This is a genomic window from Desulfocurvus sp., assembly GCF_023230885.1.
Taxonomy (GTDB): Bacteria; Desulfobacterota; Desulfovibrionia; order Desulfovibrionales; family Desulfovibrionaceae; genus Desulfocurvus.
This window is the reverse complement of sequence record NZ_JALNWM010000003.1, coordinates 22,676-42,592: the sequence shown is the minus strand read 5'-3', so window position 1 is coordinate 42,592 and position 19,917 is coordinate 22,676. Positions and strand designations below refer to the sequence as shown.

Sequence of the window (19,917 nt, the reverse complement as noted above, 5' to 3'; positions counted from 1 at the left end):
TGGCCGCCGCCTTCGGGCGCTGGGAGCAGGCCGAGGCCGAGCTGGCCGCCTACGCCGCCCGGGCCTAGGCCCGGCCCGGGGCTCGCGGCCCCCCCGCCGGACGGGGCTGCCCTGAAGGATGACCAGGGGCCCCGCCCGGACGCAGGGGCCGGCCCGTCGACGCCCCCCGCCCCTGCCCCCGCCCTGCCACGGGAGTTTCGCCCCGTCAGGCGCACCCCGGCGCGCCTGCGGCATTGCCTGCTGCCCCGCCCCGTGCTACAAGGTCCGCGCACCGGGCCCCCTGCTTGCAAGGAGAACTCATGCCTGCGCCATGCCGCGCCCTTGTCGCCGCCGTCGCGCTGCTGGTCTGCCTGCTGTCCCCGGCCCGGGCCGGGCAAAGCGTGGCCGTTGTGCGCGTCGTCAGCCCCGCGTGGGACAGCTTCACCAACGCGGACGGCACCGGACTCTATTTCGACCTTCTGGACGCCGTGTTCCGCGGCCTGTACGGCATCGAGGTCGAGCACCATTTCGTGCCCAGCCTGCGCGCCACGCACATGGTCCGCGAGAACGAGGCCGACATGATGGTCTGCAAGGCCCGGGTGGACCCGCCCCTGGTCATGGCCCGGATGCCCATGTACGAAAGCGTCTACGCCGTGTTCTTCGACGCCGGGAACGTCCGGCCCTGGAAGGGCCGCGAGAGCATGGCCGGGCGCTCGGTGGTCTGGCGCATCGGCTACTACGACGAGCGCTACATTCCCGAGGGGATGCGCACCAAGGAGGTCAAGACCGGCGTCTCGGCCCTGGGCATGGTCGTCCTGGGCCGGTCGGACTTCTACCTCGACGACCCGGTGCTCATCCGCGAGTCCATCGCCCGCTCGGAGCTGGCCTTCGACAAGGACCGCTTCCGCATCGAGCCCGTGGGCTTCCGGTCCTACCACCCCGTGCTGGCCCCCACGGCCCGGGGCAGGACGATCATGGACCTCTATGACAACGGTATCCGGACCCTGCACGACCAGGGCGCCCTGGAGGCGATCTACGCCAAATGGGGCCACGCCGTGCCGGACTTCGGAAAATTCCGCTGACAAAATACGCCGCGCGCTGACAAATGTCCCGCGCCGTGCTAAGGGATGCCGAATCGGGCCCGGAGCGCCTCTCCGGCCCAGGAGCGATATCATGCGCATCGTCTGCTGGCTTCTGCTCGCCCTGTGCCTGGCCGCGCCCGCGGCCGGGAGGGAGCGGCCCCTGCCCGATCCCGGAGACATAACCGCCGTCCAGGTGGTCGGCCCGTCCTGGTCGGGGTTCACCAACCTCGACGGCACGGGCCTCTACCACGAAATCCTCTCCGCCGTCTTCGGCCTCTACGGCATCGGGTACATCCGCGAATACGCGCCCTCCGAGCGCGCCTACCACATGGTCCGCAGCGAAACGGCGGACATGATGACCTGCCACGACAAGCCCCCGCGCGGGCTCATGCTCGCCGAAACGCCCATGTACGAGGGCGACTACCATGTATTCTTCAACCGCAGGAACATCGGGGCATGGTCCATGCCCGGCAGCCTCAAGGACCGCTCCATCGCCTGGCGCATCGGCTATTACGACGAAGGCAACATTCCCGTGCCCATGCGCCACAAGGAGCTGAAATCCGGCGTCTCGGCCCTGGGCATGGTCGTCCTCGGGCGCATCGACTTCTACCTCGACGACCTGAACTTCATCCAGGACTCCATCCGCAAGAACACCATCCCCTTCGACATGGCCGACTTCCGCATCGAGCCCATCGGGCGGCGCGGCTATTTCCCCGTGCTCAAGGACACCGCACGGGGCCGCAAGATCAGGGAACTCTACGACCAGGGCATGCGCCACCTGGCCCGCACGGGGCGCCTGGAGCCCATCTTCGCCCGCTGGGGCTTCCCCCTGCCCGCGGCCCTCAGGTAGCCCCGGGGCCGCAACTCCGCCATGCGCCACCCCGCAGCCCCCCATCCGCAGCCCATCTCCCTGCGCGAATCCATCGGCACCCGGCTGCTGACCCTGGTCTTCGCCTTCTATGTGGTCATCACCCTGGCCCTGACCGCCGTGCACATGGCCGCGGAATACTACAACACCCGCGAGACCGTGCTCAAGGATCTGCGGGCCATGACCCAGACCTTCAACCAGGCGCTGGCCACGGCCATCTACAACGTCGACGACGTGCAGATAAACTCCATGGTCCAGGGGCTCATGGAGAGCCCCGTGGTGGTGGGCGTGCGCGTGAGCACGGAATACCAGGGCGTCTATTCCGCGGGCGAGGCCCTCGCCCAGACCCCCTCCGGGGGGGAGGGCGAACCGGGCCGCAGCAAGGACTTCTTCTGGCACACCGAGTCCCTGCTCTACTCCGAGGAAATCGGCCAGAAGGTGCCCATGGGCCTGGTCACCCTCTATTCCAGCCGCTATGTGGTCCTGGGCAAGGTCTGGTACGGGTTCATGTTCATCCTGATCAACTCGGTCATCAAGACCCTCGCCCTGTGGGTCATCTTCCTGTGGGTCAGCCGCGCGCTGCTCTCGCGGCCCCTGGCCCGGCTCACCGCCGCCGCCCGCGAAATCGACATGGACAACCTGGAGCACCTGCGCGTGGACGTGGGCACCCAGGGCCGCAGCGAGCTCAAGGTGCTCGAAGAGGCCCTGAACTCCATGATCACCAAGCTGCTGGCCGCCCGGCGCCGCTCCGAGGGCCTGCACGCCAGTCTGGCCGAGGCCGGGCGCAGGCTGGAGGACTACAACCGGACCCTGGAGCAGCGCGTGCAGGACCGCACCCGCGAGCTCCAGGACCTGCTGGTCCAGGTGCGCACGGCCCGCGAGGCCGCCGAGGTGGCCAACCGGGCCAAGAGCCGCTTTTTGGCCAACATGAGCCACGAGATCCGCACCCCGCTGAACTCCATCATCGGCATGAGCGACGTGCTGGCCGACAGCGGGCTGACCCCCGAGCAACGCCAGTATGTGGACATCTTCCGCGCCAGCGGCGAAACCCTGCTGGGCATCATCAACGACGTGCTCGACTTCTCCAAGATCGAGGCCGGGCAGGTGACCCTGGAGCGCATCCCCTTCGACCCGGCGGCCCTGGCCGAAACCGCGTGCGACATCTACGCCATGCGCGCGCGGGAGAAGGGGCTGGAGCTTGTCTGCTCCGTGGCGCCCGGCCTGCCGCCGCTGCTGGTGGGCGATCCCACGCGCCTGTCCCAGGTGCTGTCCAACCTGCTGTCCAACGCCGTGAAGTTCACCGACCGGGGCGAGGTGGAGCTGCGCGTAGACCAGCCGGACCCGCAGCGCCCGGGCCTCGTGCGCCTGGCCGTGCGCGACACGGGCATCGGCATCCCCGAGGCCATGCGGGAGTCCGTGTTCGAAAGCTTCACCCAGGCCGACTCGTCCACCACGCGCATCTACGGCGGCAGCGGCCTGGGGCTGGCCATCTGCCGGAGCATCGCGGCGCTCATGGGCGGCAGCCTGACCCTGGCCGAGGCCCCCGGCAAGGGCTCGCTGTTCGAGTTCGTGGTGGAGCTGGACGTGGCCGAGCCCGGGCCGCGCCCCCGGCCCCTGGACGGGCGCTCGGCCCTGATCGTGGGCGGCAACGCCGCGGCGCGCCGGGCGCTGGAAACCCACCTGCTGGGCCTGGGCGCCACCGTGCGCGCGGCCGAAGACGCCAGCCAGGCCCGGGCCCTCCTCGGGCCGCCCCCGGCCGGGAACGACGCCGCGCCGCCCGCCCCGCCGGACCTGGCGGTCCTCGACGCCGCCGACCCCGCCGTCCAGGCGCCCGCCCTGGCCGCCGAAATCCACGCGCGGGGCCTGGCGCGCACCGTGGCCCTGCTCACGGGCGGGGAACTGCGCCCCGAGACGGCCCGGGCCCAGGGCCTGGATTTCGTCCGGCTGATCGCCAAGCCCGCCACCCCCGGCAGGCTGGCCCGGGCCCTGGCCGGCACCCCCGGCCCGGCCCCGGACCCCAGGACCGACAGCTCCCCGGGCCTGCGGCCCCTGTCCATCCTGCTGGCCGAAGACCAGCCCGCCAACCGCAAACTGATCCGCTACTACCTGGCGGGCACGCCCCACACCCTGGCCGTGGCCGAGAACGGCGCCCAGGCCCTGGAGCTGTTCAGGGCCTCGCGCCCCGACATCGTGTTCATGGACATGGAGATGCCCGTCATGGACGGCTACGACGCCACCCGGGCCATCCGCGGGCACGAGCGCTCCCTGGGCCTGCCCCCGGTGCCCGTTGTCGCCCTCACGGCCCACGCCTTCGAGGAGCATTTCGGCAAGAGCGCCGAGGCGGGCTGCACCGGCCACCTGACCAAGCCCATCAAGAAAGCCCGCTTCCTGGACGCCCTGGCCCACTACACCGGCCAGGCGGGCGGCGCCCAAGGCGCCCCGGTGGTCCGGGCCGATCCGGCCATGCGCCCGCTGGTGGACGATTTCCTGGCCGACGTGGAGGCGGACCTCGCCGCCATGCGCGAAGCCCTGGCCCGGGACGACCTGGACACCGTGCGCGTGATCGGCCACGGACTCAAGGGCGCGGGCGGCGGATACGGATTCGACGCCGTGACCGACCTGGGCCGGGCCGTGGAGGCCGCCGCCGCGCGCGCCGACGCCGAGGCCCTGGACGACCTCTTCCGGCGGCTGGAAAAATACCTGGGCGAGGTGGTCATCCGCTATGGGGAGTGATACCATGACCCACCGGCCCGGGCGCCCCCGCCAGACCATGCCCGGCCACGGCGAAACGGCATGAGCATCCTCATCGTGGACGACACCAGGAGCGTGCGCTCCCTCGTCGAGTTCTACCTGCGCTCGGACGGGTACGCGAAGCTGCACCACGCCGAAAGCGCGGCCCAGGCGCTGGAGATGCTCGGCGTGGGCGCGGCGGGCGCCGCACCCAACGGCTGGAGCCTGGTGCTCATGGACGTGGTCATGCCCTCGGGCCCGGACGGCATCGAGGCCTGCCGCCACATCAAGGCCGACCCCCGCTACGCCCACCTGCCGGTGATCGTCGTCACCTCCGACGTATCCGAGTCCTGCCTGGAGGCGGCCTTCGACGCCGGGGCCATGGACTTCATCGAGAAACCCCTGCGCCGGGTGGAGCTGCTGGCCCGGGTGCGCTCGGCCCTGCGGCTCAAGGCCGAGATCGACGCCCGCGTCCAGCGCGAGCGCGAGCTGCTGGCGATGACCGCGACCCTGGAGGAGACCAACCGCAAGCTCAACCTGTCCAACGAGCTTTTGCTGCGCATGTCGGTGACCGACGCGCTGACCGGGGTGGCCAACCGGCGCTCCCTGGAGGACATCCTCTCGCGCGAGCTGGCCCGCGCCCGGCGGAGCGGCTCGCCCCTGTCGGTGGTCATGGCCGACATCGACTTCTTCAAGCAGTACAACGACACCTACGGCCACCAGGCCGGGGACGAATGCCTGCGCGCCGTGGCCGGGGCCCTGGGCTCCTGCCTGCGCCGCTCCTGCGACCTGCTGGCGCGCTACGGCGGCGAGGAGTTCGCCGCCGTCATCCCCGACACGGACCAGGAAGGCGCCCTGCGCGTGGCCCAGACCATGCGCCGGGCCGTGCGCGACCTGGCCCTGCCCCACGCCAGCTCTCCGGCCGCCGCGGTTGTCACGGCCTCCTTCGGCGTGGCCACGCGCACCGCCGCCGACGGCCTGGACGCCCGGGCACTGATGGCCGCGGCCGATCAAGCCCTCTACGCCGCCAAGACAGCCGGACGCGACACCGTGGCCGCCCAGGCGCCCCCCGGAGAATAGGCGCGCCCCCGCCGCCCCCGCGCGGGGGCGGCGGGGGCGCCCGGTCCGCCGGCTCAGCGCGCGGCGGGCAGCAGGAATTCCGTGAGGTCCGAGCGCAGGATGGCGTCCAGCTCGCCCAGGGCGCCGGGCTCATGCTCGGCGAAGAGGAAGGCGAACACCGGGTACTCGCGCCAGTCGATGCGCCGCAGCTCCAGGGGCCGGGCGAAACGCGCGCGGAAGGCGTCGTAGTCCACCCCGCCCACCGCCCCGGGGTCCACGCCCGGAGCGAGGTCGGCGATGACCACGCTGGTCACCGTGTCGCCCCGGCGCGCCAGCAGGGCGTCCCAGTCCGGGTGGCGGTCCAGCAGGTAGGCTTCGTAGGGGTTCACGCCCCAGGCGTGCCAGGTCAGGTCCGCCACGCACCAGCCCGCGAAGCGCAGCGGGTTGCCCTCGATGAAGCCGATGGCGCCGTTCCCGTCCACGCGCAGCTCCACATGGGCCGGGAAATCGCGCAGCCCCGCCAGCCGCCCCAGGTCCGCCAGGGCACGGGTGAAGCGCTCCAGGTTGGGCTCCACCACCGCCCGCGAGGTCACATAGACCCGGTCGTTGACGCTGGCCGCGTCGGGGAACAGGTGGGCCAGCACGTTGAGGATCACCGGGCGGCCCCGCCCGTCCCAAAACACGTCCACGGCAAACTCCTCGCCGGGGATGTTCTCCTCGATGAGGAAGGTGTCCAGGCCGAGGACCTGCTCGGGATACTGGCCCGCGATGCGCCCGGCCTCGGCGCGGATGGCCGCCACCACCCCGGGCCAGTCGGCGTCGGCCTCCACTTTGTGCACCCCCAGGCTGAAGAACCCCGTGGCGGGCTTGACGATGAACGGCTTGGCGAACCCGGCGGGGTCCACGGCGTCCAGCTCGTCCAGGGCCACGCCCCGGAAGCCGAAGCCCGGGAACAGGGGCCGCAGCAGCTCGCGAAAGGCCAGCTTGTCCTTGAACAGCCGGACCTGCCGGGGCAGCTCGGAGAAGCCCAGGTTGCGGGCCACCCAGCCCAGGGCGTTCTCGGAATTGGCGTAGACCCGCCGGGCGGCCCCGGCGCGCAGGGCGGCGACGAAATCCGCCTCGGCGGCCAGGCAGGGGGCGGCGCCCAGGGCGGCGCGGGCCACGGGCCCGTCGAGCACGGGCAGGCCCAGGCGCAGCGCGCTGTCGCGCAGGAAGCCGGAGACGTAGGGCTTGTCGAGCAGGAACATGGTCGGCCTCGCAGCGGGGCGGCGCGCCCCGGATTACTGGGTGGACACCTCGGCCCCGGAGAGCACGCTGATCAGCCTGCGCATGGCGTCCACGTCGAAGCTGTCCTTGTGCATCTTCATGAAGCGCAGGGCCTCGTAGGGCGTGCGGGCCGGGCGCCAGGGGGCCGGGCGGGTCAGGTTGTCGTACACGTCGCACACGGCCAGGGCCTTGACGTAAAACGGCAGGGCCTCGCCGCAGACGCCCGCCGGGTAGCCGCTGCCGTCCACGCGCTCGTGATGCAGGAGCATGCAGACGACGGTTTCGGGCTCCAGGGGCAAATGGGCGCACAGGGCCACCCCGGCGGCGGCGTGGGCGCGCAGCTTCTCGCGCTCGGCCGGGGTCAGGGTCTCGGGGTCGCGGTCCAGGATCTCCTGGGGCACCCGGGCCTTGCCCAGGTCGTGCAGCAGCGCGCCCAGGCAGACGGCGTGCAGCCGCTCGGGAGCCACCTTGGGCGAATCCGCGCAGACGAAATAGGTCAGCACAGCGCAGCCCAGGCTGTGGTGGTAGCTCTTGTAGCCCCGGCCCACCAGCCGGGCCACCTGCTTCAGGGCCCCGTTGCGCCCGAAGAAGTCCATGCCCGTACGCAGCATGTCGCAGATCTCGGTGAACCGGCGCCGGGCCAGCCCCTTGGGCAGGCGCTCCTCGAAGACCCGGCGCAGGGCCATGACCGAGGCCTGGTACCACGCCTCCCCGCGCTGCTCCAGGGGGATGGCCTCGTCCTGCAACAGCTCGGGCAGGTTTTCCAGCAGATAGCTGGCATAGGCCGCGCGCTCGGCGCCGTCCACATGGACCAGGAGCACGCCCATGTCGTCGAGCTTGCGGCGGTGGGCGTCGGTGAAGGCGTCGCCCTTGCTGGTGTAGAGCACATACGAGGTGCCCTGGCGCAGGTAGAGGGCGAAGCGGCCCCTGCTCCAGTTGCGGATCATCAGCGGGCTGACGGGGAAAAACCCCTCGGCCTCCTGGGCCGGGTTCCGGGCGGCGCCGGTGGATTCGCTCATGGGCGGTTCCGCTTGTGGTTGTCGTCGTGGAGGGGGCAGCCGGGCTGCGGGTGCATCTTCGTCAAAGGCCCCCGGGCTGTCAAAAGGTTTCCCGGCGCGCCCGCCGCGCCGCCCGGCCGCGCGGCCTTGACTTGCGCGCGCGCGGCGTTATTGTGCCCCTGGCGCGCGGGCCCCTGCCCGTGCCGACACAGGAGGACCGCCATGCCCATGTACGAATACGAATGCGAAAAGTGCGGCCACACCTTCGAGGACCTGGCCGGCCCCGACGAGCCCTGCCCGGCCTGCGGCAAATGCGCGGGCGCCACGCGCAAGGTCGTCTCGCGCCCCTCGCTGCGGGTCGAGCACGCAAGCCCCCTGGACCGGGGCGTGGCCCCGCTGGTGGGCTACAATCCCACCGGGCGGCCCCGGGGCTGCCCCTCGGGCGGCTGCGGCGGCGGAAGCTGCGGCGGCGGCAACCAGCCCTAGCGCCCCCCGGGGCGCGCCAAAGGGCCCGGGCGGCAAGACCGCCCACCACCCCGGAACGCCGCCCCGGACTTCACCCCGGACTTCGACCCGGACTTCGACCCGGACTTCGCCCCGGGCTTCGCCCTACCCCCCGGCTTCCAGCCAGCCGCCCATGCCGCAGGCGTCGCATGCGGCGCAGTTTCCCGGCGCGCAGCGCGCCGAGGGCCGCGCCTGGGCGTAGCGCTCCCACTCCCGCCACAGGTAGTCCCGCGAGACGCCGATGTCGATGCACTCCCAGGGGAATGCCTCGTCGCGGCCGCGCTCGCGGTCCAGGTAGGCCCCGGGGTCGCCCTCCCAGGCCTTGAGCGCCCGGCGCCAGCCCATGCCCGGGCGGGCGGCCAGCTCCGCCAGGTCGAACACGGCCTCGTCGCCGCGCGCCAGGAGCCCCTGGAGCCGCGCCGGGCCCGGGCGCTCCAGCATGCAGCGGAAGCCCCGCAGGGGCTTGACCAGGGCGCGCACCCGGCCCAGGGCCCATTCCAGCGCGGCCTCGTCGGCCATAGGCGCCCACTGGAAGGGCGTCCACGGCTTGGGTACAAGGCAGCTGGCGCTCACCGTGACGTGCTCCACGCCCTGGCGCTTGCCGCCCTGGCCCTGGCGCACGGCCTCGGCCATGCGCGCGAGCAGTCCGCCCAGCTCCTCGTAGTCCTCGGGCGCCTCCCCTGGCCAGCCCACGATGAGGTAGACCTTCAGGTGGTTGAAGCGCAGGGCGCTCACGCGGCGCACGGCGTCCAGCAGGGCCTCCTCGTCCAGGTTCTTGTTGGCCGCGCGGCGCAGGCGGCGGCTGGCGCCCTCCAGGGCGAAGGTCACGCTGCGCGTGCCCGTGCGGCGCAGAAATTCCAGAAGCTCGTCGTCCAGCCCGTCGGCGCGCAGCGAACCCAGGGCGAACTTGGTGCCCCGCCCGCCCAGCCAGCGCAGGAAGGGCAGCAGCTCCGGCCAGTCCGTGAGCGCCGTGCCCACCAGCCCGACCTTCTGCGGGTTGGCCGCTTCCACGGCGGCCTCAAGGGTCCTGATGTCGGCGTGCCGGGGCGGGCGGTAGACGTATCCGGCGGCGCAGAAGCGGCAGCCGTAGGGACAGCCCCGGTTGACCTCCAGCAGGAACATGTCGCGGAACTCGGCCTCGGGGCTGACGAAGCAGGAGCACCCGGGCGCGGCCAGCACCCCCGGCGCCCCGGCGGCCAGCACCCGCCGTGCGGGCGGGCCCGGGCGCCCGGGCAGGAGCACGCCCTCCCGTCCGGCCAGGGAGTCCAGGGCCTGGGCCTTGGTTCGCCCCGCGTCGGCGGCCCGGGCCAGTTCGGCCAGGAGCCCGTCCAGGCCCGCCTCGGCCTCGCCGACCCAGAACAGGTCCACCGCCGGGGCGGCCGGGGCCGGATTCAGGAAGGCCAGCGGCCCCCCGGCCATGACCAGGGGCCAGCCCTCCCCGCGCGCCGCGCGCCGCGCGGGGATGCCCGCGCGGTCGAGCACCTCCACCAGGCCGCGCAGCTCCTCCTCGAAATTGAGGCTGAAGGCGATGACGGGAAAATCGGCCAGGGGGCGGCCGGAATCGTAGGCCCGGGGGGCGTCGTCGCCGCCCTCCCAGAAGAAGCGCTCCACGGCCAGCTCGGGCCGGTCGGCCAGGAGCCGCCAGACCACCTGCCAGCCCAGGGTGGACAGGGCCGTGGCCGGGGGCTGGGCAAAGACCAGGGCCACGGGCAGCCGCCCGCCCCACTCGGGGACGGGCGGCTTCTCGCGGCCATACCAGATGCCGGTCCAGAATTCCTTTTGGTCCCGCGCCCTGCTCATGGGCCGATGGTACCCGCCGGGCGGGAAAAGGCAAGCCGGGGCAAGGAAAGTCCCGCCATGCCTAGCGCAGGGCCACGTCCACGTCCGGCGCGTCGGCCCGGGCGTGCATCAGCCCGGCGCTGTGCATCTGGGCCAGGAGCGGCTGGATGTGGCCCATGTACGCGGCCATGCGCTCCGAGGCCACCGGGTCGGCCGGGGGCGACTTGATGGTCCGCGGGTCGATGTAGGAGCCGTTCTTCTTCATGCGGAAGTCCAGGTGCGGCCCGGTGGACAGGCCGGTGCTGCCCACATAGCCGATGACCTGCCCCTGACGCACCCGGGCGCCGTTGGCCACGCCCTTGGCGAAGCCCTTGAGGTGCATGTAGACGGTCTCGTACACGCTGTTGTGGCGGATCTTGATGAAGTTGCCGCCGCCCCGGTCCCAGCCGCGCTTGAGCACCACGCCGTCGCCCACGGCCTTGACCGGGGTGCCCGAGGGCGCCGCGTAGTCGATGGCCGGATGCGGCCTGCGGTAGCCCAGCACGGGATGCAGGCGGTTCAGGTTGAAGCCCGAGGAGATGCGCGAAAAATGGAGGGGTGCCTTGAGGAAGGCCTTGCGCAGGGACTTGCCCTGCTCGTCGTAGTACTGCTCGCCGCCGTGCCCGCCGTCGAACAGGAAGCCGTGGAAGGTCTGGCCCTGGTTCACGAACCGGGCGGCCACGATGCGGCCGTATCCGGCGAACTGCCCGTCGCGCGAGCGTTTTTCCACCACGGCCACGAAGCTGTCGCCCACGCGGATGTCGCGGATGAAGTCGATGTCCCAGGCGAAGATGTCGGCCAGCCGGATGGCCAGGGCCGGGGTCTCGCCCGCCTCGGCCACCGCGCCGAACAGCGAGGAGGTGATCTTGCCGGCCACGATCCTGGTCTGCATCTCGTAGGCGATGGCCTCGCGGCTGGCGGCGTAGCCGTCGCCCTCGGGGCGAACCACCAGGCGCGAATCGGCGTCGATCTCGTACTCGAAGCGCTCCAGGCGGTCCTCGGTGGCGGTGATGGAATAGGGCTGGCCCGCGCGCAGGCGCGACAGGGGGTAGACCTCCCGGCAGGCCTCGCCCAGGGCGTGGATCTGGGCCGGGCTCAGATAGGGCGAAAGCAGGGCCGCGGCGGTGTCGCCGGAACTGATGGTGCCCTCCTGGACGTTGCGCTCGGGGGCGGCCTCCTCGGGGCGCGGCGCGTGGTCGAGCAGCGGCAGGCCGCCGTCCACCGCGGCGGGCACCAGGTCCACCTCCCCGGCGGAGCCGTCCAGTTCGTGCAGGGGCTCGCCGTGCGGGGCAAGGCTCACGTTCCCGGCCTTGTCGTGGAAGAGCCAGGTCGTTGCAGCAAGGACGAGGGCGAAGGCCAGCGCGGCGCACACCGTGCATTTGCGCCTGCGCTCGCGGGCGCGGTCGCGGAACAGGTTGCGTCTGGATCGGAACAGTCCCATGTGTGGCCTCCGCTCGGGCTATACCCGTCGCCCCACGCCCTGGCAAGGAGAGCCGGGGCCGGGCCGGAGGGCGGCGAGACCCGCCGCACCCGGCCCCCGGCTCGTTCGGGGGGAGGATACTGCCCGAATTTGCTAGTCGGCTTGCAGCCGGATGAAGGACGGAATCTCGAAGTCCTCCTCGTCGAAGACGAAGTCCTTTTCCCCGGGCCGGGACGCGCCCACGGCCTGGGCCAGGGGCGCCCGGCGCAGGGGCGCCTGGGGCTGGGGCTCGGCGGCCTGCGCGCTCCGGGCGGCCTGGGCCCGCAGGTAGGCGGGCTGCTGGCTCAGCTCGGGGTCGTTCTTGGCGTTGGACAGGGCGCGCTGGTAGCGCTGCTCGCGGGTCAGGCCCCGGGCGCCCAGGGCATCCTGAGCCTCGGCGGGCCGGGCCGGGGCGGGCTGGGGCGCCGCGGCGGCGCGCACGGGCTGCGGGCCGGCGGCCGCGCGCGACTGCCCGGCCTTGCCGCCCTGCATGGACAGAAGCTGGGCCAGCTTCGGATCCTGCACGGGGCGGATGTTCTGGGCGCACTGGATGCCCGTGGCGATGACGGTGATGCGCATCTCGTCGCCCGCCTCGGGGTCGAACACGGTGCCGAAGTAGATGCGCGCGTCGTCGTCGGCGGCGTCGGAGATGGTGCTGGCCGCCTCGCTGACCTCGTCGATGGTCAGGTCCGGCCCGCAGGTGATGTTCATCAGCACGCCCTTGGCGCCGTCGATGGACACGTCCTCGAGCAGCGGGCTGGTGATGGCCTTCATGGCCGCCTCGCGCGCGCGGGCCTCGCCCCGGGCGATGCCCGTGCCCATCATGGCCAGGCCCATCTCGCTCATCACGGCCTTCACGTCGGCAAAGTCCAGGTTGATCAGCCCCGGGACCATGATCAGGTCCGAGATGCCCTTGACGGCGAAGTAGAGCACCTCGTCGGCCTTCTTGAGCATGTCGATGAAGGTGGCCTTCTTGGACGCCAGGGACAGGAGCCTGTCGTTGGGGATGGTGATCAGCGAGTCCACGCTCTGCGACAGGGCGCGGATGCCCTCCTCGGCGGCCTCCAGGCGGCGCTTGCCCTCGAAGTAGAACGGCTTGGTGACCACGCCCACGGTGAGCGCCCCGGCCTCCTTGGCGGCCTGGGCGATGACCGGGGCGGCGCCCGTGCCCGTGCCGCCGCCCATGCCGGCGGTGACGAAGACCATGTCCGCGCCGTCGATGTACTCGCGGATCACGTCCATGCTCTCAAGGGCCGCGTCGCGACCGATCTCGGGGTTGGCCCCCGCGCCCAGGCCCTTGGTCAGCTTCTCGCCAAGCTGGATCTTGTGTTCGGCCTTGCTCTTGTTGAGGGCCTGGATGTCGGTGTTGGCGGTGATGAACTCCACCCCGCGCAGGGCCGAGCAGATCATGTTGTTCACCGCGTTGCCCCCGCCGCCGCCCGCGCCGAATACCTTGATCTTGGCGCCGCTGTCGTTTTCCAGTTCCAGAAAGTCCATGGTATCCTCCTTCCCCTTGTTTTCCGGGTCGCCCCGGCTCTTTGCGGTCCGCCTCCGCTCGCCGTCGCCTGATGGACGCGGACCCCTCGCCGTTACTTGATGTCCACGAACCACTTGCGCATCCGGCCGAGAATGCGGTTGAACACCGGCTTCTCGTCGCGGATGCGGAAACTCATGTCCCCGCCCTCCTTCTCGGCCCCGTAGAGCAGAAGGCCCACAGCCGTTGCGTAGACGGGACTGTTGACCACGTCGTGCAACCCGCGGATCTCGCGGGGGTAGCCGATGCGGCAGGGCAGGTTGAATATCTGTTCGCCAAGCTCCTGGAGCCCCTCGATGAGCGAGGTGCCGCCGGTGAGCACCACGCCCGCCGGGATCTTGCCCTTGAAGCCGCAGCGCGACAGCTCCTGGTCGATGAGCACCAGGATCTCCTCCACGCGCGGCTCGCAGATCTCGGCCAGCACCTGGCGCGACAGCCTGCGCGGCTCGCGGTCGCCCACGCTGGGCACCTCGATGACCTCGTCGGGCGGCACCAGCTCGGCCATGGCGCAGCCGTAGCGCTCCTTGATCTTTTCCGCCGCGGCCATGGGCGTGCGCAGGCCGTAGGCGATGTCGTTGGTCAGGTTGGTGCCGCCCAGGGCCAGCACCGAGGTGTGTTTGATGGAGTCGTCGCTGAAGATGGCCATGTCCGACGTGCCGCCGCCCAGGTCCACCAGGGCCACGCCGATCTCGCGCTCCTCGGGGGTCAGCACGGCCTTGGACGAGGCCAGGGCCTCCAGCACGATGTCCGACACGTCCAGGCCCGAGCGGTGGCAGGAGCGGATGATATTCTGGGCCGAGGTCACCGCGCCGGTGACGATGTGGACCTTGACCTCCAGGCGCACCCCGGCCATGCCCAGGGGGTCGTGGATGCCGCGCTGGTCGTCCACGATATACTCCTGGGGCAGGATGTGGATGACCTCGCGGTCCAGGGGAATGGCCACGGCCTTGGCCGCGTCGATGACGCGCTCCACGTCGCGCGGGGCCACCTCGCCGCCCTTGACGGCGATGACCCCGTGGCTGTTGAAGCCCTTGATGTGGCTGCCGGCGATGCCCGCGTACACGGAGCGGATGTCGCACCCGGCCATCAGCTCGGCCTCTTCCAGGGCCTTCTTGATGGACTGCACGGTCTGCTCGATGTTGACCACCACGCCCTTGCGCAGGCCGGTGGACGGGCTGGTGCCGATGCCGACCACGTCCACCCCGCCGGGGGTCAGCTCGCCGACCACCGCGCAGATCTTCGTGGTGCCCACATCCAGGCCGACGATGAGTTCCGATTTGGCCATGTCACGGTCTCCCTTGGCTGTTGCGCGGCAGGTTCAGGTGCGCACCCAGACCTTGCCGCCGAAAATGCGTATCTCCTTGGCCGCGCGGTCTTCGCCGCGCCGCACCAGGTCGGCCCAGACCAGGGCCAGCCGCTCCATGCTCCGCCCCCAGTCGGCGGTGCTGGCGGCCACTGTCAGGCCGCGATCCTCGAAAAACAGTTCCAGCCTCCCGGCCAGGACGCGCACCCAGGCCGCGTCGGCAGGCCGGATGGGCAGCTCCAAGGCGGCCAGGGCCTCCATCATTCCCGCCAGCCCGGCGGGCAGCCCGCCCGCGTCGGGGGCGACCTCCAGCACGGGCAGGGGCGTGAACCGGCGGCCCAGCACCGGCGCGATGACCGCGCCGTCGGCCTCGGCGTAGAACAGCCCGCGCGCCGTGCCGACCCACCAGCGCGGCTCGCGCTCGGTGAGGGCGATGGACAGCCCGGCGGGCAGCACCCGGCGCACGGCCACCGACTCCGCCCAGGGCGACGCGGCGACCCGCGCCTCCACCTCGGCGATGTCGATGTCCAGCGTGTTGGCGCCCAGGGGCACGCCGGCCAGGGCCACGATCTCCTCGGCGCCCAGGCGCTGGTTGCCCGTGACGCCGATCTCGCGCAGGGCGAAGTACGGCGCGGTGGTCAGCCAGCGGAAGCCCACAAGCAGGGCCACGCTCACGGCCACGACGAAGGCCGCGCACAGCGCAAGCCCCAGCAGCCAGCCCAGCAGCCCCGCGAGCCGCCGTCCGCCGCCGCCGCCGGAGCGCCCCCGGCCCGGGGCGTAGGCGTTGCCCCCCCGGCCTGGGCGCGCCGCAGTCGCGCGTTTTGCCGCCAGCGCCATGCTCATTCCACCACCTTCACTTCCAGTTCCAGCGCCACGCCGCTGCGCGCGGCCACCGCCTCGCGCGCGGCCTGGATCAGCTCGAAGGCCTGGGCGGCGGTGCCCCCGCCCAGGTTGACCAGGAAATTGGCGTGCAGCTCCGAGAAGGCCATGCCGCCCAGGCGCCGCCCCTTGAAGCCCGCCTCGTCCAGGAGCCTGCCCGCCGGGGCCGCACCCTCGGGGTTCTTGAACACGCAGCCCGCGCTGGCCGCCGCCAGGGGCTGGGAGGCGCGCTTGCGGGCCCAGGTAACGTCCAGGGCCGCGCGCACGGCCTCGGGCTCGGCCCGGGTCAGGCGCAGCTCCACCCCAAGCACGAGGAAAAACCTGTCCGCCGTGCGCGGGGCGAAGAAGCGGTAGCCCATGCGCACGTCGTCGCGCCCGGCCCAGCGCAGCCCGCAGCACGGGCTGTACAGCAGCACGCGCTCCAGCACCCGGCTCATGTCGGTGCCGAAGGAGCCCGCGTTCATGGCCACCGCGCCGCCCACCCCGCCCGGGATGCCCGCGAGCCCCTCCAGGCCCGAGAGGCCGTGGCGCGCGCACCACGACAGCAGCACGGGCAGGCCCATGCCCGCCCCGGCGCGCACCACCGTCTCCTCGCCGCTGGAGAAGACCGCCTCGGGCCTGTCGCCCTCCGGCACGCGCAAAAGAACCACCGGCAGGGGCCCGTCGGCCGCCAGCACATTGCTGCCGTGCCCAAGGGCCAGAGGCCGCCCGCCCAGCTCCTCCAGCCGACCCGGCAGCTCGTCCAGGGCGCGCTCGGAGCCGAGATGAATCTCGGCCAGGGCGGGGCCGCCCAGGCGCAGGGTGGTGCGCTGGGCCAGGACGGGACCGGGCAGAACCTTCAGATGCATGGCGTCTTCCGTTTCCTTGGGGTTCAGGCCCCCGCCTCGCGGCGGTGCAGCCAGTCCATGCCGACCTGCCAGATATTTCCGGCGCCCATGGTCAGCAGCAGGTCGCCGGGGCGCAGCACATCGGGCAGCGCCGCGCGCACGGCGTCGAAATCGGCGCAAAAGCGCACCTCGGTGGACGACACCTGGCGGATGCCCTGGGCCAGGCTCTGGCCGCTGACGCCGGGGATGGGCGCCTCGCTGGCCGGGTAAATCTCCGTGAGCAGCAGGATGTCGGCGTCGTCGAATGCCTTGCAGAACTCGCCGAACAGGGCCTGGGTCCGCGTGAAGCGGTGGGGCTGGAAGGCCACCACCAGCCGCCGCCCCGGCGCATACTGGCGCGCCGTGCGCAGGGTGGCGGCGATTTCCGTGGGGTGGTGGCCGTAGTCGTCCACCACCAGCACGCCGTCCCGCTCGCCCTTGACCTCGAAGCGCCGCCCCACCCCGCCGAAACGCCCCAGAGCCTTGGCCACCACGTCCACGGGCAGCCCGGCCTCCAGGGCCACGCCGATGGCGCCCAGGGCGTTCAGCACGTTGTGGCGCCCGGGCTGGGACAGCTCCACCGAACACAGGAACTCGCCGTCGCGCAGCACGTCGAAGCAGCTTTTGGCCTCGCACTCGCGGACCACGGCGCGCAGCGTCGCGCCCTGCTCGTCGATGCCGTAGGTCAGGACCGGGCGGTTCACCCGGGGCAGAACCTCGCGCACCACCGCATCGTCCAGGCAGACCACGTTCATGCCGTAGAAGGGCACGTTGTTCATGAAGTCCACGAAGGCGTCCTTGATGGCCTCCAGGTCGCGGTAGTGGTCCATGTGGTCGCTGTCGATGTTGGTGACCACGGTGACGATGGGGAACAGGCACAGGAACGAGCCGTCGGACTCGTCGGCCTCGGCGATGAGATATTCGCCCTCGCCCAGCAGGGCGTTGGAGCCGAACGTGTTCAGCCGCCCGCCGATGATCACCGTGGGGTCGAGCCCGGCCTCGGTGAAGATGGTCGCCAGCAGCGAGGTGGTGGTGGTCTTGCCGTGGGTTCCGGCCACGGCGATGCCCGTGCGCAGGCGCATCAGCTCGGCCAGCATCTCGGCGCGGGGGATGACGGCCACGCCCCGGCGCCGGGCCTCGGCCACCTCGGGGTTGTCCCGCCCCACGGCGGTGGACTTGACCAGCACGTCGGCGTCGCCCACGTTGCCCGCGGCGTGGCCCTTGTACACCGTGGCGCCCAGGGTGCGCAGGCGGCTGGTCACCGGCGAATCCGCCAGGTCCGAGCCGCTGACCTCGTAGCCCAGGTTGAGCAGCACCTCGGCGATGCCGTTCATGCCCGAGCCGCCGATGCCCACCATGTGTATCTTCCTGACCTTGTTCTTCATGGTCCGTTATCCTTGTGGTTCAGGCCGCGCGCGCGGCCAGGGCCTCTATGGCGTCGGCCAGGGTTTTCGCGGCGTCCGGGGCGCCCAGGGTCCGGGCTGCGGCGCCCATGCGCTCCAGCCGCCCCGGCTCGGCAAACAGGGCGTCCAGGGCCCCTGGCAGGTCCGTTGCGGCCAAAATGTCCTGGGCCAGGAGCAACGCAGCCCCGGCCCGCTCCAGGCGCCGGGCGTTGGCGGTCTGGTGGTCGTGGGTGGCGTGGGGGAAGGGCACCAGCACCGAGGGCTTGCCCATCACCGCCAGCTCCGCCACCGTGGTCGCCCCGGCGCGGCACAGCACCAGGTCCGCCCAGGCATAGGCCGCGGCCATGTCGTCGATAAAGGGCTCCACCCGGGCCTGCTCGGCGCTCCAGCCCGCACGGGCGTAGGCCGCGCGCATGGCGCCCAGGTCGTCGGTCCCGGTCTGGTGCCACAGGGAGAACCCCCGCGCACGCAGGCCCTCCAGGCTGGCGGCCACGGCCTCGTTGATGGCCCGCGCGCCCAGGCTGCCCCCCGCGACCAGCACCCGCCGCCCGGCGGGGCGCGCCGCACCGGCCGCACCGGCCTCGCGGATGGCCGCGCGCACCGGGTTGCCCGTGACCCGCGAGCGCCCCGGGTCGAAGACCCCGGCCTCGTCGGGGAAGGACAGGAACACCCGGTCCACCCAGCGGCCCAGGAGCCGGTTGGCCGAGCCCGGCAGGCTGTTCTGCTCGTGCAGGGCGCAGGGCACGCCGCGCAGGGCCGCCGCAGCCACCGGAGCGAACCCCGCGTAGCCGCCGAAGCCCACCACCACGTCGGGCCGGCGGCGCGACAGCATCCACCAGGAGCGGACCAGGGCCCGGGCCAGCCCGAAGGCCGCGCCAACGGCCCGGGGCCCGCGCCCCAGGAACCCGCGCACCGGCAGCCCCACGAAGGGGATGCCCGCGCGGGCGGCGAACTCGGCCTCGCGCCCGTGGCGCCCGCCCACGAAGAGCAGCTCCAGGCCCGGGTGGCGGCGGCGCAGCTCCTCGGCGACGGCCAGGGCCGGGAACACATGGCCCCCCGTGCCGCCCGTGGTCAGGATCACCAGCCGCATCAGGCCCTCCCACGCGACAGGTTGAGCAGCATCCCCGCGCAGAAGCACGAGACCACCAGGCTCGACCCGCCGTAGCTGAGGAACGGCATGGGCACGCCCTTGGGCGGCGCCATGCCGAGAACGACCGACATGTTCAGCACCGCGCCCACGGCCAGCACCAGGGCCAGCCCGTAGCCCAGGAAGCGGTCCTGGGGTTCCTTCTGGGCCAGGGAGATGGCGAAGGCGCGCCACAGGATGACCCCCAGGCCCACGAAGACCAGGGACACGCCCACGAAGCCCAGCTCCTCGCCGATGACGGCCAGGATGAAGTCGTTGTGCGCCTCGGGCAGGAAGAGCAGCTTCTGCTTGCCCGCGCCCAGGCCCTGGCCGGTCCAGCCGCCGGAGCCGAAGGCGTAGAGGGACTGCACCAGCTGGTAGCCCGTGTCGCGGGCGTTGCCGAAGGGATCCAGGAAGGCCGTCCAGCGCTTGATGCGGTACTCCGACTGGGCGATGAGCAGGCCGCCGCAGGCCAGGGCCAGCACCAGGGACGAGCCCAGGTAGACGATGCTCGTGCCGCCCACAAGGCTCATGAGGAAAAGCAGGATGCACAGGAACGCCGCCCCGCCGAAGTCGGGCTGCAGGAGCAGCAGCCCGCCCAGAAGCCCCGTCACGGCCACGGGGGGCACGAAGCCCACGCTGAAGGTCTTCACCTGCTCCTGCTTGTGGCTGAAGAAGTAGGCCAGGTAGAACACCAGGGCCAGCTTGGCCGCCTCCAGGGGCTGCATGGACACCGGCCCCAGGTGCAGCCAGCGCCGCGCGCCGCCCGCCTCGTAGCCGAAGGCCAGGGTGGCGACCAGGAGCAGCGCCGCCAGCCCCAGGATGGGATAGGTCAGGCGGTAGAGCAGGCGGCGGTCGACAAAGACGGCGCCGAACATGACCACCAGCCCGGCCACGGCGTACAGGGCCTGCTTTCTGATGAACAGGTACTTGTCGCCGTAGGCCAGCTCGGCCATGACGCCGCTGGCGCTCATGACCATGACCAGCCCGAAGCCGATCATGGCCAGGGTGCAGGCCAGAAGCGGCATGTCCATGCGCGTGCG

Annotated in this window: 16 protein-coding genes; 5 read left to right on the top strand and 11 right to left on the bottom strand. The window is 72.0% G+C overall.

Annotated features, from left to right (window positions below; genetic code table 11):
• The first annotated feature begins 299 nt into the window (after window positions 1-299).
• The 4 genes from M0P34_RS00565 to M0P34_RS00550 all read left to right on the top strand — a co-directional run bounded on the left by M0P34_RS00565 (window position 300) and on the right by M0P34_RS00550 (window position 5,739).
• Window positions 300-1,061 (top strand): transporter substrate-binding domain-containing protein, encoded by a 762-nt coding sequence (locus M0P34_RS00565; protein ID WP_291495234.1) that lies wholly within the window; start codon window positions 300-302, stop codon window positions 1,059-1,061.
• 91 nt (window positions 1,062-1,152) lie between these two features.
• Window positions 1,153-1,911 carry an ABC transporter substrate-binding protein gene (locus tag M0P34_RS00560; RefSeq protein ID WP_291495232.1) on the top strand — a complete coding sequence of 253 codons (759 nt, stop codon included), beginning with the start codon at window positions 1,153-1,155 and terminating at the stop codon, window positions 1,909-1,911.
• Between the two features lie 21 nt (window positions 1,912-1,932).
• Complete coding sequence (locus M0P34_RS00555) at window positions 1,933-4,662, top strand: response regulator (RefSeq protein WP_291495230.1); 2,730 nt, start codon at window positions 1,933-1,935, stop codon at window positions 4,660-4,662.
• A 60-nt stretch (window positions 4,663-4,722) separates the two neighbouring features.
• Complete coding sequence (locus M0P34_RS00550; RefSeq protein ID WP_291495228.1) at window positions 4,723-5,739, top strand: diguanylate cyclase; 1,017 nt, start codon at window positions 4,723-4,725, stop codon at window positions 5,737-5,739.
• A gap of 53 nt (window positions 5,740-5,792) precedes the next feature.
• On the opposite strand, the gene M0P34_RS00545 is transcribed toward M0P34_RS00550, so the two are convergent.
• Both M0P34_RS00545 and M0P34_RS00540 read right to left on the bottom strand, forming a co-directional pair.
• Window positions 5,793-6,965, bottom strand: a complete 1,173-nt coding sequence (locus M0P34_RS00545) for an ATP-grasp domain-containing protein (protein WP_291495226.1) — start codon at window positions 6,963-6,965, stop codon at window positions 5,793-5,795.
• A gap of 33 nt (window positions 6,966-6,998) precedes the next feature.
• Window positions 6,999-8,003, bottom strand: coding sequence for an HD domain-containing phosphohydrolase (locus M0P34_RS00540; protein WP_291495224.1), 1,005 nt, complete (start codon window positions 8,001-8,003; stop codon window positions 6,999-7,001).
• Window positions 8,004-8,204: 201 nt separating this feature from the next.
• Between M0P34_RS00540 and M0P34_RS00535 the strand changes: the two genes are divergently transcribed.
• On the top strand, window positions 8,205-8,468 hold the full coding sequence (locus M0P34_RS00535) for a zinc ribbon domain-containing protein (RefSeq protein WP_291495222.1): 264 nt from the start codon (window positions 8,205-8,207) through the stop codon (window positions 8,466-8,468).
• Window positions 8,469-8,591: 123 nt separating this feature from the next.
• Here M0P34_RS00535 and M0P34_RS00530 read toward each other — a convergent pair whose 3' ends face one another.
• From M0P34_RS00530 to ftsW, 9 genes are all read right to left on the bottom strand, one after another.
• On the bottom strand, window positions 8,592-10,286 hold the full coding sequence (locus M0P34_RS00530) for a radical SAM protein (protein WP_291495220.1): 1,695 nt from the start codon (window positions 10,284-10,286) through the stop codon (window positions 8,592-8,594).
• A gap of 61 nt (window positions 10,287-10,347) precedes the next feature.
• Complete coding sequence (locus M0P34_RS00525) at window positions 10,348-11,745, bottom strand: peptidoglycan DD-metalloendopeptidase family protein (protein ID WP_291495219.1); 1,398 nt, start codon at window positions 11,743-11,745, stop codon at window positions 10,348-10,350.
• 132 nt (window positions 11,746-11,877) lie between these two features.
• Entirely contained in the window at window positions 11,878-13,260 is a 1,383-nt protein-coding gene (gene ftsZ, locus M0P34_RS00520; RefSeq protein WP_291495217.1) for a cell division protein FtsZ, read from the bottom strand.
• Between the two features lie 92 nt (window positions 13,261-13,352).
• A complete protein-coding gene (gene ftsA / locus M0P34_RS00515) occupies window positions 13,353-14,582 on the bottom strand; it encodes a cell division protein FtsA (RefSeq protein ID WP_291495215.1) in 1,230 nt (409 codons plus the stop codon).
• 33 nt (window positions 14,583-14,615) lie between these two features.
• Window positions 14,616-15,443, bottom strand: coding sequence for an FtsQ-type POTRA domain-containing protein (locus M0P34_RS00510; RefSeq protein WP_291495213.1), 828 nt, complete (start codon window positions 15,441-15,443; stop codon window positions 14,616-14,618).
• Window positions 15,440-16,327 carry a UDP-N-acetylmuramate dehydrogenase gene (gene murB / locus M0P34_RS00505; RefSeq protein WP_291495211.1) on the bottom strand — a complete coding sequence of 296 codons (888 nt, stop codon included), beginning with the start codon at window positions 16,325-16,327 and terminating at the stop codon, window positions 15,440-15,442. The genes M0P34_RS00510 and murB overlap by 4 nt, the downstream gene beginning before the upstream one ends.
• Window positions 16,328-16,350: 23 nt before the next feature.
• Window positions 16,351-17,730 carry a UDP-N-acetylmuramate--L-alanine ligase gene (gene murC / locus M0P34_RS00500; protein ID WP_291495210.1) on the bottom strand — a complete coding sequence of 460 codons (1,380 nt, stop codon included), beginning with the start codon at window positions 17,728-17,730 and terminating at the stop codon, window positions 16,351-16,353.
• A 19-nt stretch (window positions 17,731-17,749) separates the two neighbouring features.
• On the bottom strand, window positions 17,750-18,838 hold the full coding sequence (gene murG, locus M0P34_RS00495; RefSeq protein WP_291495208.1) for an undecaprenyldiphospho-muramoylpentapeptide beta-N-acetylglucosaminyltransferase: 1,089 nt from the start codon (window positions 18,836-18,838) through the stop codon (window positions 17,750-17,752).
• Complete coding sequence (gene ftsW / locus M0P34_RS00490; protein ID WP_291495236.1) at window positions 18,838-19,908, bottom strand: putative lipid II flippase FtsW; 1,071 nt, start codon at window positions 19,906-19,908, stop codon at window positions 18,838-18,840. The genes murG and ftsW overlap by 1 nt, the downstream gene beginning before the upstream one ends.
• Window positions 19,909-19,917 lie beyond the last annotated feature (9 nt).